Annotated in this window: 9 protein-coding genes; 8 read left to right on the top strand and 1 reads right to left on the bottom strand. The window is 74.1% G+C overall.

What is annotated here, in order from left to right:
* Nucleotides 1-12: 12 nt before the first annotated feature.
* Nucleotides 13-714 (top strand): hypothetical protein, encoded by a 702-nt coding sequence (locus ACFY8W_RS24545; protein ID WP_391108953.1) that lies wholly within the window; start codon nt 13-15, stop codon nt 712-714.
* 87 nt (nt 715-801) lie between these two features.
* Here ACFY8W_RS24545 and ACFY8W_RS24540 read toward each other — a convergent pair whose 3' ends face one another.
* Nucleotides 802-1,179, bottom strand: coding sequence for a hypothetical protein (locus ACFY8W_RS24540; protein ID WP_391108950.1), 378 nt, complete (start codon nt 1,177-1,179; stop codon nt 802-804).
* A 344-nt stretch (nt 1,180-1,523) separates the two neighbouring features.
* Between ACFY8W_RS24540 and ACFY8W_RS24535 the strand changes: the two genes are divergently transcribed.
* The 7 genes from ACFY8W_RS24535 (at nt 1,524) to ACFY8W_RS24505 (ending at nt 17,091) form a co-directional block, all read left to right on the top strand.
* Nucleotides 1,524-2,810, top strand: coding sequence for a helix-turn-helix domain-containing protein (locus tag ACFY8W_RS24535; protein WP_391108948.1), 1,287 nt, complete (start codon nt 1,524-1,526; stop codon nt 2,808-2,810).
* 174 nt (nt 2,811-2,984) lie between these two features.
* Nucleotides 2,985-3,557 carry a cobalamin-dependent protein gene (locus ACFY8W_RS24530; protein WP_391108945.1) on the top strand — a complete coding sequence of 191 codons (573 nt, stop codon included), beginning with the start codon at nt 2,985-2,987 and terminating at the stop codon, nt 3,555-3,557.
* On the top strand, nt 3,554-5,101 hold the full coding sequence (locus ACFY8W_RS24525; protein ID WP_391108943.1) for a methylaspartate mutase: 1,548 nt from the start codon (nt 3,554-3,556) through the stop codon (nt 5,099-5,101). Before ACFY8W_RS24530 ends, ACFY8W_RS24525 begins: the two co-directional genes overlap by 4 nt.
* Nucleotides 5,098-6,099, top strand: coding sequence for an amino acid--tRNA ligase-related protein (locus tag ACFY8W_RS24520; protein WP_391108941.1), 1,002 nt, complete (start codon nt 5,098-5,100; stop codon nt 6,097-6,099). The genes ACFY8W_RS24525 and ACFY8W_RS24520 overlap by 4 nt, the downstream gene beginning before the upstream one ends.
* Nucleotides 6,096-7,349: a glutamate synthase-related protein gene (locus ACFY8W_RS24515; protein WP_391108938.1), complete on the top strand. Its 1,254-nt coding sequence runs from the start codon at nt 6,096-6,098 to the stop codon at nt 7,347-7,349. The genes ACFY8W_RS24520 and ACFY8W_RS24515 overlap by 4 nt, the downstream gene beginning before the upstream one ends.
* 359 nt (nt 7,350-7,708) lie before the next feature.
* Nucleotides 7,709-12,526 (top strand): amino acid adenylation domain-containing protein, encoded by a 4,818-nt coding sequence (locus tag ACFY8W_RS24510; protein ID WP_391108935.1) that lies wholly within the window; start codon nt 7,709-7,711, stop codon nt 12,524-12,526.
* A 59-nt stretch (nt 12,527-12,585) separates the two neighbouring features.
* Complete coding sequence (locus ACFY8W_RS24505; protein ID WP_391108932.1) at nt 12,586-17,091, top strand: amino acid adenylation domain-containing protein; 4,506 nt, start codon at nt 12,586-12,588, stop codon at nt 17,089-17,091.
* Nucleotides 17,092-17,147: the final 56 nt, after the last annotated feature.

Here is a 17,147-nt window from a genome sequence, read left to right as displayed (position 1 = left end):
GAGCCCGCCACGGTGACGGTCTCCCGCTTCGCGTTCTCCAATGGTGCGGGTGTGGTCCTGGCGAAGGGCGGGCGGGACGCTCCCTGGGCGGTGCTGAATCCTGACGGGCGGGCGTCCGCCTTCCAGGTCTCGGGGAACCGGATCGGTGCGATCCTGGACGGTGACCTGTTCATCAAGGACGGCCTGTACGGCAGTTGGCACAAGCTGACCGGCGGCGGTGACGTGAAGTCGTTCAAGCTGAGCGGTGACCGGATCGCGTTCATGAACGGGGCGGGCGTCATCTTCGTGAAGGACGGCCGGGACGCGCCCTGGGCGACGTTGAACCCCGATGGTCGTGCGAGTGACTTCGTCCTGGAAGGCAACTGGATCGGGGCGATCCTGGACGGGTCTTTCCATGTGAAGGAGGGTGTCTTCGGTGGTTGGGTCGCGTTGGCCGGTGGTGGTGACGTGAAGAAGATCGCCATTGAGGGCAACCGTTTCGCGTTCAGTAATGGTGCGGGTGTGGTGTTCGCGAAGGACGGCCGGGACGCGCCCTGGGCGACGTTGAACCCTGATGGTCGCGCGAGCGACTTCGTCCTTGAGGAGAACTGGATCGGAGTGATCCTCGACGGGTCCTTCCACGTCAAGGAAGGCGTCCACGGCAACTGGGTCACCCTGGCCGGTGGCGGTGACGTGAAGCGCGTGAGCGTGGACCAGCGGACCGAGAGACGGTGAGAACCGCGAAGGTCTGACCCCACGCAGGGGCGCCGGGCTGTCCTGCCCGGCGCCCCCTGCGGGGGAAGCGCCGTCGTCCGTGGACGGTCAGTCCAGCAGACAGGCACGGAATCTGCTGAGGAGTTCGCGGGCCGCCAGGCTCTGGGCGTCGAAAGTCTGGTGCCGCTGTTCGGCGGTGACGCCCGGTCCCCAGACGCGGGCCCCGTGGCAGCGGAAGCAGAAGGCGATCTCGAAGAGCCGATCGTCGGCGCCGTGCGCCCGGATTCCCCAGCCCGGCAGGAAGCAGCGGTACAGCTCGTCGCTCGGCAGGTCGGCGACCAGAGCCAGTGCCTCCTCCGCCTCGTCCTCCGCCCAGATCGCGACGGTGTCACCGGTCAGCTCCCTCGACGTGAGGTGACTGGCGGGATCGGCGATGCGGACGACCTCGATCAGCTCGGTCTCCGCACGGGTGTGGGGCAACAGCATGCGCCCAGGTTCGCCGATCGCGGCACTGCTGACCAGGGGCGGCGGGAAGCGGGCATGCCGCGCGCCGGACGCGTCGGCGCCCACGTCACCGTCGGCCCCACCCGCCAGGACAGCACCGAGAGGCGCAAGCCGGGGTGCGTCCACACAGTGGGGGACACCGTGGAGGACCCGTGAACGTGCGGTGATCGGGCGTTGATCGGCCGTAGAGCCCTGCCGTGTTCCATCGGCGTCAGGGGGAAAACGGCTCGACGGTCACCACCGGTCGCCGCCGCCCCCGGCGTGCCGCAGCGGCGCCCGGGCCCCCGTCCCCGGTTGTTGGCCAACCCACGGAAGGTGGACGAGGCATGGACGGTGTGCGGTCGCCGCAGTCGACGGCGGGCTTCGGAGAGCTGCTCAGGATCTGGCGCGAGCGGATCGGCCTGACCCAGCAGGTGCTCGCCGATCTCGCGACCCTGAGCGTCCGGGCCATCCGGGACATGGAGAGCGGGCGGGTGCAGCGCCCCCGGCAGGAGACCGTCCGGCTCCTCGCCGACGCGCTGCGGCTGGAAGGCCCCAACAGGTCCGTCTTCGAGGCGGCGGCGCGCCGGCACGCGCTCGCCGAAGAGCCTCGCGACGAGCCGACCGCCCCGCCGGTCGCCCGCGGCGCGATCGTCGGCCGTGAGCTGGAGGTCGAGGTGCTGGCCGACGCCCTCGCCGTCCACGGCGACCGGCTGGTCACGGTGGCCGGCCTGGGCGGCGTCGGCAAGACGCGGCTGGTCCTGGAGGTCGCGAGACGCCTGCACCTCGCGTCCCGGTGGTCCGTGCGCTGGATCGACTGCGACCGGCTCCCCGCCGCCGGGCTCGTGCGCCGTACGGATCTCGCCCGGGCGATGGCGGACCTCGCCGGAGTGATCGGGGAGCGGCCCACCCTGCTGGTCCTGGACGGGGCCGACGCCGGCGTGGACGCGGCGCTCCTCGACGAACTGTTCCTGCGCTGCCCCGGCCTCCGGGTACTGATCACCGCCAGGGTCGCGCAGCCGCTGCCCGGCGGCCAGGTGATCCCGCTGGCTCCGCTGCCCACACCCGGGCCGGAACTCGACCACGATCCGGTGGCCCTCGCCGAGGTGGGAGCCGTCCGGCTGCTGCTCTCCCACCTGCGCCGACTGCGCCCCGGCTACCGCCTGGAGCCCGAGGAGGCCCCGGCCGTCGCCGCGCTCTGCCGCCAACTCGACGGCCTGCCGGGCGCCTTGGAACTCGTCGCGGGCTGGTCGACGGTGCTCTCGCCGCGCCAGCTCGTCGCACGCCTCGCCGACGGCCCGTTCCACCTGGCGCCGCCGCCGGCCGGGTACGGCGGCAGGGCGGACGTCGGCGCGGCGCTCGGGGCCGCCCTCGACCGGCTGACCCTGGGCCAGCGCGACCTGCTGGAGCGGCTCGCGGCCGAACCGGGGGACTGGTCGGGCGAGGACGCCGCCGAGCTGAGCGGCCGGCCGCCGCACGAGTGCCTGGCGGCGATGCACGAACTGCTCGCGAACGGGCTGATCCGCAGCGTCCCGGCCCGCGACGGCGTCCGCTTCACCGTGCTGAACCTCTTCCGCCGGTTCTGCGGGACCGGCGCGACGCACGCCCGTCTGCAGCTGGCGACGGCGAGCTGACCTCCGGCCGGGCGTCGCCGTCCCCGGTCGATACTGCCCGCATCCTGCCGGGTGAGCTGCCGGTCCGGCTCCTTGAACCTCCCTAGCGTTCTGTCCACGGGAGGGACGGCCGGACACCCGGCGGCCCGCCACTCCCCGGGAGTCCCACCACCTACCGACACAGAGGTTTGCGCCGTGGAGCAGCATGCCGTGGAGCAGCACGGAAAGGCCGAGCCGGCCGTTCTGGACGTCGTCGTGACGACCATGGCCTCGGACTCGCACACCTGGAACCTGGTCTTCCTCCAGCTGCTGCTCGAGGAGCTCGGTCACCGGGTCACCAACCTGGGCGCGTGCGTACCGGACGAGCTGCTGGTCGCCGAGTGCCGCCGGATCGAGCCGGACCTGATCGTCCTGAGCAGCGTCAACGGGCACGGCTTCCCCGACGGACTGCGAGTGATCGCTCAGCTGCGCGCCTGCCCCGAGCTGGCCGGCACGGCGACCGTGATCGGCGGGAAACTCGGAATCGCCGGTCCCGGCGACCCGGAACGGCAGCGGGAGCTGCTGGCGGCCGGCTTCGACGGGGTCTTCGAGGAAGGCGGCTCGGTCGTCGAGTTCCGCTCCTTCGTCGACTCGCTGCCCGCCGGGGCCCGCTCCCTTCCTGCCGGATCCCCTTCTCTGCCCACCGGATCCCGTCCCCTGCCCGCCGGTTCCGGCTTGCCGCCGACCGGGGCACGGCCGGTGTCCGCCGGTTCGGGAGCACTCCTGTGACCGGCTCCGCGGTCGACGTGAGCCCCGGCTTCGGCGCCTTCGTCGCCCGCGCCCGTGCGGCCGGCGAGCTGGTCGTGCAGCCCCGGATGGGCATGGCCGACCCGCTGCGGATGCGGGACGGACTGATCGCCACGCGGTACGCGGACGCCGTCACCGTCGGCACGCTCACGCTCGACAGCTACACCCGCACCGGCGACCTCGCGGCCGCCCGGCGCGCGCTCTCTGAGGGCGTCGGCCTCAACGGCTATCCGATCGCCACCCACTCCGCGGACACCACCCGCGCCGTGCTGCGGGGCGTCGCGGACGCCCGCTTCCCGGTGCAGGTCCGGCACGGCTCGGCCATGCCGGAGCACATCGTCCGCGCCCTCCTCGCGGCCGGCCTGGACGCCACCGAGGGCGGCCCGGTCTCGTACTGCCTGCCCTACAGCCGTACGCCGCTGCGCGAGGCGGTCGACCACTGGCGGCGCAGCTGCGAGCTCCTGGCCTCTGCCGCGGAGTTCGGCGCACAGCCGCACCTGGAGACCTTCGGCGGCTGCCTGATGGGCCAGCTCTGTCCGCCGAGCCTGCTGATCGCGGTGAGCGTGCTGGAGGCGCTGTTCTTCCGGCAGCACGGACTGCGCGGCATCTCGCTCAGTTACGCCCAGCAGGCCGACGCGCGCCAGGACGAGGAGGCGCTCACCGTGCTCGGGCGACTGGCCGGCGAACTGCTGCCGGACGTGGACCACCACGTCGTCCTCTACGCCTACATGGGCGTCTTCCCGCGCACCCCCGGCGGAGCCCGGCTGCTCCTGGAGGACGCGGCCCGGCTGGCGGTGCGGGCCGGCGCGGCCCGGCTGATCGTCAAGACCACCGCCGAGGCGCACCGGATCCCGACCGTGGAGGAGAACGTACAGGCGCTGGAGGCGGCCGCCTCGGCCGCCGCCGGCGAGCGCGCCCGCCACCGGCACGCCCCGGGCACCCGCGCCGGTGCGGACGTCGAGGACACCGGCATCGAGGCCGAGGCCCGCGCGCTCATCGGCGCCGTGCTCGAACTCGACGCGGACATCGGCCGGGCGCTGGTCCGGGCCTTCGCCGCCGGCTACCTCGACGTCCCGTACTGCCTGCACCCCGACAACGCCGGCCGGGCCCGCAGTTCGCTCGCGCCCGACGGCCGGCTGCACTGGTCGAGCGTCGGATCAATGCCGATCGCCGGCCTTGCGGACGGCGGCCCGCGTCCGCCGATCCTCGGCTCCGCGGGGCTCCTCACCGCGCTCTCGCACGTCCAGCGGACCTACGACGCCCGCGCCGCCGCACGGCCGACGGACGCCGCTCGCGCTCCCGCCCCCGTCACCGGCGCTCCCGCCCCCGTCACCGGCGCTCCGGTCCGCGTCTCCGGCGCGCGGGTCCCCGGTCCCACCGGTCCCGTCCCCGTCTCCGGCGCGCGGGTCCCCGGTCCCACCGGTCCCGTCCCCGAGGCTCCGCCTCCCACCGACACTCCCACCACGCCCGTACCGCCCCGCACGACCTCCACGTCACGACGAGAGTTGGGACTCACCACACCATGACCACCGACGGGCCCACGGCCTCCGCACCGATCCCGGACCCCGGCCGCCACCTGACCGCCCCGGCCACCCGCAGCGCGCTCCGGATCCAGCACCGACTCCTCGCCGCCGCCCGTGAGTTCCTGTGCGAGCAGGGCTTCACCGAGCTGCTCCCGCCGGTGATCGGCCCGGTCACCGACCCCGGCTCGCGCGGCTCCAAGCAGGTCGACGTCGACTTCTACGGCCACCGCTACAAGCTGATGACGAGCGCCATCCTCTACAAGCAGGCCTCGCTGCTCGCCTTCGACAAGATCTTCTGCGTCGCTCCCAACGTCCGTCTGGAGCCGCTGGAGACCGCCGGGACCAGCCGTCACCTCGCCGAGTTCCACCAGCTCGACGTGGAGATGGCGGGTGCGAGCCGGGACGACGCCGTCCGGCTGGTCGAGGAGCTGGTGGTGCACATGGTCGACAGCGTGGTCCGCGAGCTGCCCAAGGACTTCGCCGAACTCGGCAGGGACGTCGAGGCGTTCACCGAACTCCTGAAGGGGTCCTTCGGCCGGATGCGGCACTCCGAGGCGGTGGCGGAACTCCAGGGGCTCGGCCACCCGCAGAGCCCCGACGCCGAACTCGACTGGACCGGCGAGGCCCTGCTCTCCGCGCAGCGGGACCGGCCGTTCTTCGTCACCGACTACCCGAAGGGGTCACGCGGCTTCTACGACCGCGAGCACCCCGAACGGCCCGGCCTGCTGAAGAACTTCGACCTGATCGCGGCCGAGGGGTACGGCGAGCTGTGCAGCGGCAGCCAGCGCACCAACGACTACGCGGAGATCGTCACGCGGATGCGGGAAACCGGCGAGAACCCGCAGAAGTACCGCTGGTACCTGGACCTCGTCCGCGAGGGCGTCCCCGGCAGCGCCGGCTTCGGCATCGGCGTCGAGCGGCTGACCCGCTACGTCGCCGGGCTCGACGCGGTCTGGCAGGCCAGCGCCTTCCCGAAGCTGGCCGGGGTGGTGTCGCCGTGAGCGACCTCTCGGCGCCCGGCTTCCCCGAGGAGGAGGTCCGGCAGCGCGCCCGCGCCGGAGCCGCCGCGGCCTTCCCGCCGCCCGGCGAGTACGGCCGCGTCCTGTTCGGCGCGGACCGGGCGGACCGGTACGCGGAGGGCGAGCGGGACCCGCTCGACGCCTTGCGGATTACCCCGCCCGTCTTCATGCCGCAGCGGCTCGTCCGGCTGATCGACCTCGGCCGCGAGCCCGACTACCGTGACGTCGAACTGACCACCGCCATCGGCGGGTTCACCTCCGCCCTGCCGGTGTACGTGTCCGCGCTCGGCTCCACCCGGGCCGCGGGCGGCGACCTCGGCCTCGCGCTCAGCCGTCAGGCGGGAGCGCTCGGCCTGCCCATGGTGATCGGCGAGAACGTCGTTCCGGTGAACGGCTACGGCCGGCTGGGCGAGGCCGCCGACCGGGCGCTCCTGGGCCGTCTGCGCGCCTACACGGAGGAGCTTCCGGACGGGCGGGGCGGGGTCGCCGTCCAGCAGTCCACGGAGGACGCCGACGCCGAGGTCTGGAACCTCGTCTACAGCGACCCCGCGGCGCTGCCGCTGCTCGAATCCGGGCGGCTGGCCTTCGAGCTGAAAACCGGGCAGGGCGCCAAGCCGGGTCTCGGCGGCATGACCGTCCTGGACGGCGAGGCCGCCGGCCGGCTCGGCGACCGGTACGGGATCGACGACGTCTTCGGTGACGGCCGGGTGCTGCGCTCCAGCACTCCCGGCACGTTCACGGCGGAGATCCTGCGCCAGCAGATCCGGCTGATGCGCAACAACTTCCCCCGGGCCCGCGTGTGGGTGAAGCTGCACCCCGGCCGTGACGTCGCCGAGGCCGCCCGGGTCGCCGCCGAGGCGGGAGCGGACGCCGTCACCGTGGACGGCGCCGAGGGCGGCACCGGCTGGGCGCCCGGAGCGTTCCCGGCCCAGGTCGGCCTGCCGCTGGCGGAATGCCTGCGCCGCCTCGCCGCCGCGGGGCCGCCGCCCTGCCTGCTGGTCTCCGGACGCGTCTGGGAGGGCGGCCGGGCGGTGAAGAGCCTGGCGCTCGGGGCCCGAGCGGTGGGCCTGGGCCGGGCGGCGCTGCTCGCCACCGCCGAGGACCCGGAGGCCGGACTCGTCCGGTTCACGGAATGCCTCGCGCTCGAACTCAGGATGCTGATCAGCGCACTCGGGAAATACGCGCCGGCCGCGCTGGACCGGGAAGATGTCTGGTCTCCCGAGTTCCCCTGAGTTCCCTGCGTTCCCCTGAGTTCCCTGCGTTCCCCGGAGTTCCCGGCGTTTCCCTGAGTTCCCGGCGATTCCCTGAGTTCTCCCGAATTCCCGTGAGTTCTCCCGAATTCCCGTGAGTTCCTCGTAACCTCCGTCGAGAGACGACCGAAGAGCTCGCGAAGAGTTCCTATTCCAGCCCGCCCAGGCGCCTGCGTGCGCCTGGGCGGGCTGCGTCGTGCACAGGTAAACCCCCTGGTCAAGCGGCAGTTGAAACTGCCGATGGACTTCCGAGAATTCTGCCGATCGGCCCGGAAGCCCCGCCCTATCGTCGATACCACTACCGACCACTGCCCGTAGCTTCGTCGATTCATCGGGGTTGGATGATGGAATCTCGCGGTTTTCCCTTCATATCCGTCGCACGCCGGTTTCCGGACCGCCCGGCCCTACGGATCGGTTCCCGGACCGTCACCTACGGGGACCTCGACGAGCTGAGCGGTGCCCTCGCCGCCCGGATCGCCCCCGGGTGCACGGTCGCCGTCACCGGCAGGGACCGGCTCGACCACGTGGTCGGCCTGCTCGCCGCCCTCCGTGCCGACGCCGTCTGCCTGCCGCTCGACCGGGAGGCGCCCGAGGAGCGCAACCGCTGGATCCGCGAGGACGCCGGCGCCACCCTCGCCTACGCGGACGGCGAACTCGTCGAGCTCGCCGCGCCCGCCGGGACCGAAGCCGCCGGTGGGGCCGGCGGAGAGGACCGAGCGGGCGGAGCTGATCGAACCGGCGGGGCGGATCCAGTCGGCGGAGGCGTCGGATCCGGAGGTCCCGCCGGGGCCGCGGGCTACCTCATCTACACCTCGGGAACCACCGGCCGCCCCAAGGGCGTCCACGTGCCGCTCGCCGCCCTGACCGGCCACCTGGCCGCCGCCGTCGAGCGCTTCGGACTCACCGAGGACGACGTGGTGCTGCACTTCGCCCGTCCTACCGTGGACGTGGCCGTCGAGCAGGTCCTCACCGCCCTCTCGGCCGGCGCCCGCATCGTCGTGCCCGAGCAGCAGCTCATGGCGCCCGCCGCCCTCCTGGACCTCCTCGACGCCGAGGGCGTCACCGTCGCCAACCTGGCCGCCGGCTACTTCCAGGAGGTGGTGGCCGCGCTCCGCGAGCACGGCCGCGCCGCGCCGCGCACGCTCCGCCTGATGATCTCGGGCAGCGACCGCCTCTACCCGGACGCCGCCGCCGGCTGGTGGGCCGCCACCGGAGTTCCGCTGCTCAACGCCTACGGGCCGACCGAGACCGTCGTCACCGCCACCGTCCACGAACTGGCGGGCCCGGCAGCGGCGGAGGACCTCCTGGCGGGCACCGTCCCCATCGGCCGCCCGCTCGGCGACCGTCGCGCCTACGTCCTCGACGAGCGACTGCGACCGGTGGCGCCCGGCACGCCCGGCGAGCTGTACCTCGGCGGGCCGCTGCTGGCCTCCGGCTACCACGGCCGGTCCGGCCTGACCGCGGGCCGGTTCGTCGCCGACCCCTTCGCGCCGGAGCCCGGCGCCCGGATGTACCGCACCGGCGACGTGGTGCGGCGGCCCGGTGCCGACGACCCGCTGGAGTTCGTCGGCCGCGCCGACCACCAGGTGAAGATCCGCGGCTTCCGGGTCGAACCCGGCGAGATCGAGCAGGTGCTCGCCGGTCACCCGGACGTCGCCGGAGCGGTCGTCGTCGCGCACGAGGGCCGGCTCGCCGCCTACGTGACCGCGGCCGGGACCGCCCACGCGCCCGACGCCGCCGAGCTCCGCGCCCACCTCGCCGAGCGGCTCCCCGAGCACATGGTCCCGGCCACCGTCACCCCGCTGGACGCCTTCCCGCTGACCACCGGAGGCAAGGTCGACCGCTCGGCGCTGCCCGAGCCCCAGGCGGTGCCGGCCGCACCCGCCGCCGGCCGCCGTCCCCCGCGTACCCCCGCCGAGCAGCTGATCGCCGCCGTCTGGGCCGACGTCCTCGGGGTGCCCGAGGTCGGCGCCGACGACAACTTCTTCCACCTGGGCGGGGACTCCCTCACCGCCGTCCGCGTGGTCGGCCGCGTCTTCGACGTGTTCGGCATGATCTCCCCGTACACCATCTTCGACGCGCCGACCCTGGCCGAGTTCGCCGCCGCCGTCACCTCCGCATCGGACGCCGGTGAACGCCCCGAGCTGGTCCCCACCGGTGCCGCCGAGGCGCCGCTGGCGAACTTCCAGCGGGGGCTGTGGTTCCTGGACCAGTGGAACCCCGGCGCGCCGACCTACGTCGTGCCCTGGGTGTTCCGTTTCGCCGGACCGGTCGACCCGGAACTTCTCCGCCGGGCACTGGCCGGCGTGGTCGACCGCCACGGCGCGCTGCGCACCACCTTCGAGCTGGGCGAGGAGGGCCCCCGGCAGGTCGTCCACCCCTCCGTGGAGCTGCCGTTCACCGTCCAGGAGACCACCGCCGACGCCCTCGACGAACTGATCGCCGAGGCCGCGCTCGTGCCCTTCGACCTGGAGACCGGCCCGCTCGTCCGCGCCCACCTCTACCGCACCGGCGGCACCTCCACCCTGCTGCTGCTCTGCCACCACATCGTCTGGGACGAGGGCTCGCTGCCCGTCCTGGAGGCCGAACTGGCCGCCCTCTACGAGTCCCTGGCCACCGGCCGCCCCGCGGACCTGCCCGAACTCCCCGTCCAGTACGCCGACTACAGCGCCTGGCAGCAGCAGGACGGCGCCGCCGAGCGGCAGCTCGACCACTGGCGCGAGCAGCTGCGCGACGCACCCACCGAACCCGTCCTCGCCACCGACCGGCCCCGCCCCGAGGTCCAGGCCTTCCGCGGCGCCTTCCACCGCTTCGCCATGCCCCGCCCGGTCGCCGAGGCCGTCCGCGCCCTGGCCCGCAGCGAGGACGCGACGCCGTACATGGTGCTCCTCGCCGGACTCGCCCTCACCCTGCACCGCCGGACCGGCCGGCGCGACCTCGTCCTCGGCTCCCCGGTGAGCGTCCGTGGCCGGGCCGAACTCGACGCGCTCATCGGCTACTTCGTCAACCTGCTGCCGCTGCGCGTCCGCCTCGACGAGGACATGGACTTCCGCGACCTGGTGCGGCACGTCCGCGAGGTGGCCATCGACGGCTACCGTCACCAGGAGGCACCCTTCGACGCCATCGCGGGCGCCGTCATGGAGGACCGCCCCGACGACCGCACCGAGGACCGCAACCCGCTCTGCCAGGTGCTCCTCGAACTCCACCCGCTGGACACCCGCCCGCTGACCGTCGGCGGCACCGAGGTCACCCGCGAGCTCCACTCCAACCCGGTCTCCCGCTTCGACCTGTCGATCTCCGTCGACGACCGCGGCACCGACTTCACCGGCCGCTTCGAGTACGACTCCGACCTCTTCGACCCCGGCACCATGGCCGAACTGTGCGAGGCCTGGCTCGGCACGCTCGCCGCGGCCGTCGAGGCGCCCGTGCACGCCCTGTTCGAGGACCGGGCCCACCGCCACCCGCGAGCCATCGCCCTGGTCTCCGGGGAGGAACGCGTCGACTACGGCACCCTGAACGAGCGGGCCAACCGCCTCGCCCACCACCTCGGAGGCCTCGGCATCGGCCGCGGCGACACCGTCGCCGTCCTGGTCGAACGCGGACCGGATCTCGTCGTCGCCCTGCTCGCCGCCCTCAAGGCCGGCGCCGCCTACACCCTGCTCGACCCGGACTTCCCGGCCGAGCGACTGGCCGGCGCGGTCGGCGACAGCCGCGCCGCCCTGCTCGTCACCCACCGTGGGGCGAGCCCGCCGTTCCCGGTCGCCCGCCACCTCGACCTGGACACCGAGGCCGCCGCCGTCGCGGCCCGGCCCGGCCACGACCCCGGCCTGCCGGTCACCGGCACCGATCTCGCCTGCGTGATGTTCACGTCCGGCTCCACCGGCCGCCCCAAGGGCGTCGCCGTCCCGCACCGCGCCCTCACCACCACCTACCTCGGCCAGGACTACGCCCGCTTCGGGCCCGACGAGATCTGGCTCCAGTGCTCCCCGGTCTCCTGGGACGCCTTCGCCCTGGAGCTGTACGGCGCCCTGGCCTTCGGCGGCGCGTGCGTGCTCCAGCCCGGCCAGCGGCCCGACCCGCAGGCCGTCGCCGAGCTGACCCGGCGCCACCGGGTCACCCAACTGCAGCTCTCCGCGAGCCTGTTCAACTTCCTGCTCGAAGAGTTCCCGGAGACGTACGACGACCTCCGGGTGGCCTTCACCGCCGGCGAGCGGGCCTCCGTCACCCACGTCGGCAAGGCGCTCGACCAGTACCCGGAGCTCGTCGTCGCCAACGGCTACGGCCCCGTCGAGAGCCTCGGCCTCACCACCTGCCACCGCGCCACCCCCGAGGACGCCTCCGGCGCCTCCATCCCGATCGGCCGGCCGTTGCACGGCAAGGAGATCCACGTCCTCGACGAGCTGCTGCGCCCGGTCCCGGACGGCACCCCCGGCGAGCTGTACGCGGCCGGCGGCGGCCTCGCCCTCGGCTACGTCGGCCGTCCCGGCCTCACCGCCGAACGGTTCGTCGCCTCCCCGTTCGGCGCACCCGGCGAGCGGCTCTACCGCACCGGCGACCTCGGCCACCGGACGGCGCAAGGCGTCCTGGAGATCACCGGCCGCATCGACGACCAGGTGAAGATCCGCGGTTTCCGGGTCGAGCCCGGCGAGATCGAGGACGCGCTCACCCGCCACCCGTCCGTACGCGAGGCCGCCGTCACCGTCCACGAGCCGGCCCCCGGCGACCAGCGGCTCGCCGCGTACGTGACCGCCGCCGGACCGGTGGCGCCCGACCCGGACGCACTCCTCGACCACCTGGCCGGGCTGCTGCCCGAGCACATGGTCCCGGCCACGCTCGACGTCCTCGACGCGCTGCCGCTCAACCCCAACGGCAAGGCCGACCGCCGGGCCCTGCCCGCCCCGGCCCACCGCCCCCAGGCCGCCCAGGCCGACCCGCTGACCCCGGACCAGCGCCTCGTCGCCGACGCCGTCCGGACCGTACTGAAACTCGCCGACGACCCCGGACCCGACGCCGACTTCTTCCGGCTCGGCGGCAACTCGCTGGCCGCCGTACGGGTCTCCATGCAGCTCTCCCAGCAGACCGGCACCCGGGTCCCGCCGCAGGTGGTCTTCCGCGGCCGGACGGTCGGCGCCATCGCGGAACGGCTGGCCGCGCGATGACACGACACCCGGGGCCGCAGGCCCTCCAGCCCCACCCGCCGACCGAAGGGAACGAGGCCGTGACCCCGTCCGCCGACCTGCCCGCAGCGCCGCCGAACACGCCGCCGGCCGGCCCCGCCCGTACCGCGCCCGTCTCCGGCCTCCAGCGCGGACTCTGGTTCCTCGACCGGTGGAACCCGCAGGACGCCACCTACACCACCCCGTGGACGTACGACGTCACCGGCCCGCTCGACCTCGCGCTGCTCCAGCGCGCCCTCGACGGCGTCGTCGCCCGCCAGGAGGTGCTGCGCACCACCTTCGAGCTGGGCGAGGACGGCCCGCGCCAGTGCGTCCACCCCACGCTCGCCGTGCCGCTCGCCGTCACCGACCTCCGCGCGCTGCCCGAACCCCGACGGGCCGGGCGCGCCGAGGAGCTGATCGCCGAGCGGGCCGCGGAACCCTTCGACCTGACCACGGGCCCGCTGCTGCGCGCCGAGGCGTTCCGGCTCGCCGACGACCGCACCAGACTCCTGTTCGTGGTGCACCACATCGTCTGGGACGGCTGGTCGGCCGAGCTCTTCGAGCGTGAACTCGCCGCCTTCTACGGCGCCCTGGGCGAACAGCGCTCGCACGGCCTGGCGGAGCTCACCACCCGTTACGCCGACTGGGCGGAGGAGGGGCGCCACACCTCGTACGAGGAGCACCTGGCCCACTGGAAACAGAGCCTCGACGGCGCCCCCACCCTGCTCGAACTGCCCGGCGACCGGCCAAGGCCCGCCGAGCGCAGCCCCCGCGGCGCCACCGAACCCTTCGACCTCGCCCCCGGCACCGCCGCCCGGGTCCGGGCGCTCGCCGAACAGGAGGGCGTCACCCCGTTCACCGTCCAGCTCGCCGCCTTCGCCCTCCTCATGAACCGCTGGACCGGCGCCGACGACCTGATCGTCGGCACCCCGGTCACCACCCGCGACCGCCCGGAACTCGCCGATCTGCTGGGCTACTTCGTCAACCTGCTGCCGTTGCGCGTCCGGCTCGCCCCCGGCGCCACCTTCCGCCGGCTCCTCGCCGACGTCCAGGACGCCGCCTTCGACGCCTTCGGCTATCTCGACGTCCCCTTCGACCAGCTGGTCGACCTGCTCGGCACCGCCCGCAACCCGCAGCACCCGCCGCTGGTCCAGGTGGTGTTCGGTGCCCACGCCGAGGACCGGACACCGCTCGCGCTCGGCGCCGCCACCGCCGTACGCGGTTCCCGCTCCAACGGCACCAGCAAGTTCGACCTCACCTGGTCGGTGTTCGACAGCACCGGCACCACCGACGGCGGCACCGGCGGCGAACTGCGCGGCGAGGCCGAGTACAGCAGCGACCTCTTCGACGCCGACACCGTGCGCCGCCTCGCCGCCGACTACTCCGGCCTCCTCGACGCCGCCCTCGCCGACCCGGACGCCACCGTGCTCCGGCTCACCTCGGCGGGCCGCCCGCACCGCCCCGCCCGGCTCGACCCGGGCCACTGCCTCCACCACCTCTTCGAGCGGGCCGCCGACGCCCACGGCGACCGGCCCGCCGTGAGCGACGGGCACGCCACCCTCACGTACGCCGAACTCGACGCCCGCGCCAACCGGTTGGCCCACACCCTGCTCGACCGCGGAGTGCGCCCCGGCGACCGGGTCGGCCTGCTCCTCGAACGCACCGCCGCCGTTCCGGTCTCCATCCTCGCCGTGCTCAAGACCGGCGCCGCCTACGTGCCCGTCGACCTCGCCGCCCCGGCCGACCGCGCGGCCCTCGTCTTCGGCGACACCGCCGTCACCCTCGTCCTCACCGACCGGCCCGACCGGGCCCCCGACGGCCCCTGGCAGACCCTCGACCTCACCGACCGGGCAGCGGAGATCGCCGCCCGCCCGGCGGACAGGCCGCCCACCGCCGGCCGTCCCGGCGACCTCGCCTACCTCATCTTCACCTCCGGCTCCACCGGCCGCCCCAAAGGCGTCGGCGTCGCCCACGAGCACGTCAGCCGCCTCCTCGACTCCGGCCGCGAACACTTCGGCTTCGGCCCCGACACCGTCTGGACGCTCTTCCACAGCTACGCCTTCGACTGGACCGTCTGGGAGCTGTGGGGCGCCCTCCTGCACGGCGCGCGCCTGGTCGTCGTCCCCTACCTCACCAGCCGCTCGCCCGACGAGTTCGCCGGACTGCTCGACGAGGAGGCGGTCACCCACCTCTGCCTCACGCCCTCCGCCCTGCGCCAGCTCGAACCGGCGCTGCGCCGCCGGCCGCGAGCCCTGCCCGCACTGCGCTGGATCATGCTCGGCGGCGAGGCACTCGACCCGGCCGTCGTCCAGCGCTGGCACGAACTCGACCCGCTGCCGCCCGCCCGGCTCTGCAACCTCTACGGCATCACCGAGACCACCGTCCACGTCACCGTCCACGACGTCGCCGAAGGCGGCACCGGCTTCGAACGCAGCCTGGTCGGCGCACCGATGCCGCACCTCACCGCGCTCGTCCTGGACGACTGGCTGCGGCCGTGCCCGCCCGGCGTCCCCGGCGAGCTGTACATCGGCGGCGGCAGCCTCGCGCACGGCTACTGGGGCCGCCCGGACCTCACCGCCGGCCGCTTCGTCGCCGACCCGTACGGCCCGCCCGGTGCCCGGCTCTACCGCACGGGCGACGTCGCCAGGCGGCTGCCCGACGGCGGCCTCGAATACGTCGGCAGGGCCGACTTCCAGGTGAAGCTGCGCGGCTTCCGGATCGAACTCGGCGAGATCGAGAACGCCGTCGCCGCCTACCCCGAGGTGGACGCGTGCGTGGTCACCGTCCACGAGGACCGGCTGGCCGCGTACGTCACGGGACGCACGTCCACCGAACCCCACGACCTGCGGGACTTCCTCGGCCGCACCCTGCCCGCGTACATGATCCCGGCGACCGTCACGGTCCTGGACGCGATCCCGCTCACCGTCAACGGCAAGGTCGACCGGGCCGCGCTGCCCGCACCCGGCCGGGCGGCGGCAGCCACCGCCACCGGCCGGCACGTCGAGCCCCGTACCCCGGAGGAGGAACTGTTCGCCGGCGTCTGGACCGACGTGCTCGGCGTCGCCGGGATCGGCGTCCACGACGACTTCTTCCACCTCGGCGGCGACTCCATCCGCGCCGTCCAGCTGGCCGGCGCGCTCCACGACCGCGGCTGGCAGGTCACCCTTCGGGACGTCTTCAACGCCCCCACCGTCGCCGAACTCCTGCCGCTGGCCCGCCCGGTCGCCGCCGATCCCGCCGCCGGCCTGCCGTTCGCGCTGATCGACGAGGAGGACCGGGCCGACCTCCCGCCCGGCATCGTCGACGCCTACCCGATGGTCTCGATGCAGCTCTCCATGGTCTTCCACATGGAGGTCGCCGGCGGCACCGACAGCTACCACAACGTCAACTCCTACCGGATCACCGGAGACCTCGACGAGACCGCCCTGCGCCGCTCCGTCGAGGAGGCGATGGCCCGGCACGCCGTCCTGCGCACCGGACTCGACCTCTCCGGCTACGGCGAACCGCTCCAGCTCGTGCACGGCACGCTGCCCGCACCGGTCGAGTTCGCCGACCTGCGCGGCGCGGCCGAAGCGGAACAGGACGAACGGATCCGCTCCGTCTTCGAGCACCACCGGGACCGGCCCTTCGACCTCGCCGCACCACCGCTCTTCCGGATCACCGCGCAACGGCTCGCCGACGACGCCTTCCAGCTCACCATCTCCGAGCACCACGCCATCCTCGACGGCTGGAGCTTCACCTCGCTCCTCACCGAGATCCTCGAACGGCACACCGCGCTCGCCGCCGACCCGGCCTCCGCGCCCACCCCGCCGCCCCGCACCGCCTTCCGCGACTTCGTCGCCGTGGAACGCGAGGCCGCCGCCGACCAGGAGTCCCTGGCGTACTGGCAACGGCGGCTCGACGGCGCCACCGGCCAGCTCTGGCCCGGCAGCGAGGACGTCCACGAGCTGCCCCGCACCGTCGAACGGGTGCTGCGCGACGCCCCCGGACAACTGCGCGCCGTCGCCGACGCGCTCGCCGTCCCGGTCAAGTCGGTCGCGCTCGCCGCCCACCTCCACGCCCTGGCCCGGATCACCGGGCGGCGCCGGGTCACCACCGGCCTCGCCATGAACGGCCGGCTCGAACGGCTCGGCGGCACCGAGGTGTACGGCCTCTTCCTCAACACCGTCCCGCTCGTCGCCGAGCCGGGGGACGACCTGGCGGCGCTCGTACGCCACGTCCACCGCGAAGAGCTGGACATGATGCCGCACCGCCGGGTCCCGTTCGCCCGCCTGGCCCGCATGATGGCCGACACCGCTCTCGACAGCCAGTTCGGCTACCTCCGCTTCCACGCCCTCGGCCGGCTCAGCGCGGCCCGCATCGAGGACAGCCGCATCGGCTGCGAACCCACCCTCCGCCACGAACCCAACAGCTTCGCCTTCGGCGCCTCCCTGATCCAGGACCCGGTCTCCCACCGCGTACTGCTCGCCGTGGACCACCAGCGCGCGGTGGTGGACGACACCACGGCGGAGGAGTTCATGGACGCGTACGAGGAGGCGCTGGGCCGCTTGGCCGGCGACGTCTGACGCGGCGCGGGACCGCCGGGCCCCCGGCCCGGGCGAGGCCGGGCCGCCGGTCCGGG

Origin of the sequence: Streptomyces sp. NPDC012637 (assembly GCF_042954805.1) — a bacterium.
Classification (GTDB): domain Bacteria; phylum Actinomycetota; class Actinomycetes; order Streptomycetales; family Streptomycetaceae; genus Streptomyces.
This window is presented reverse-complemented; position numbering and strand designations above follow the sequence as displayed.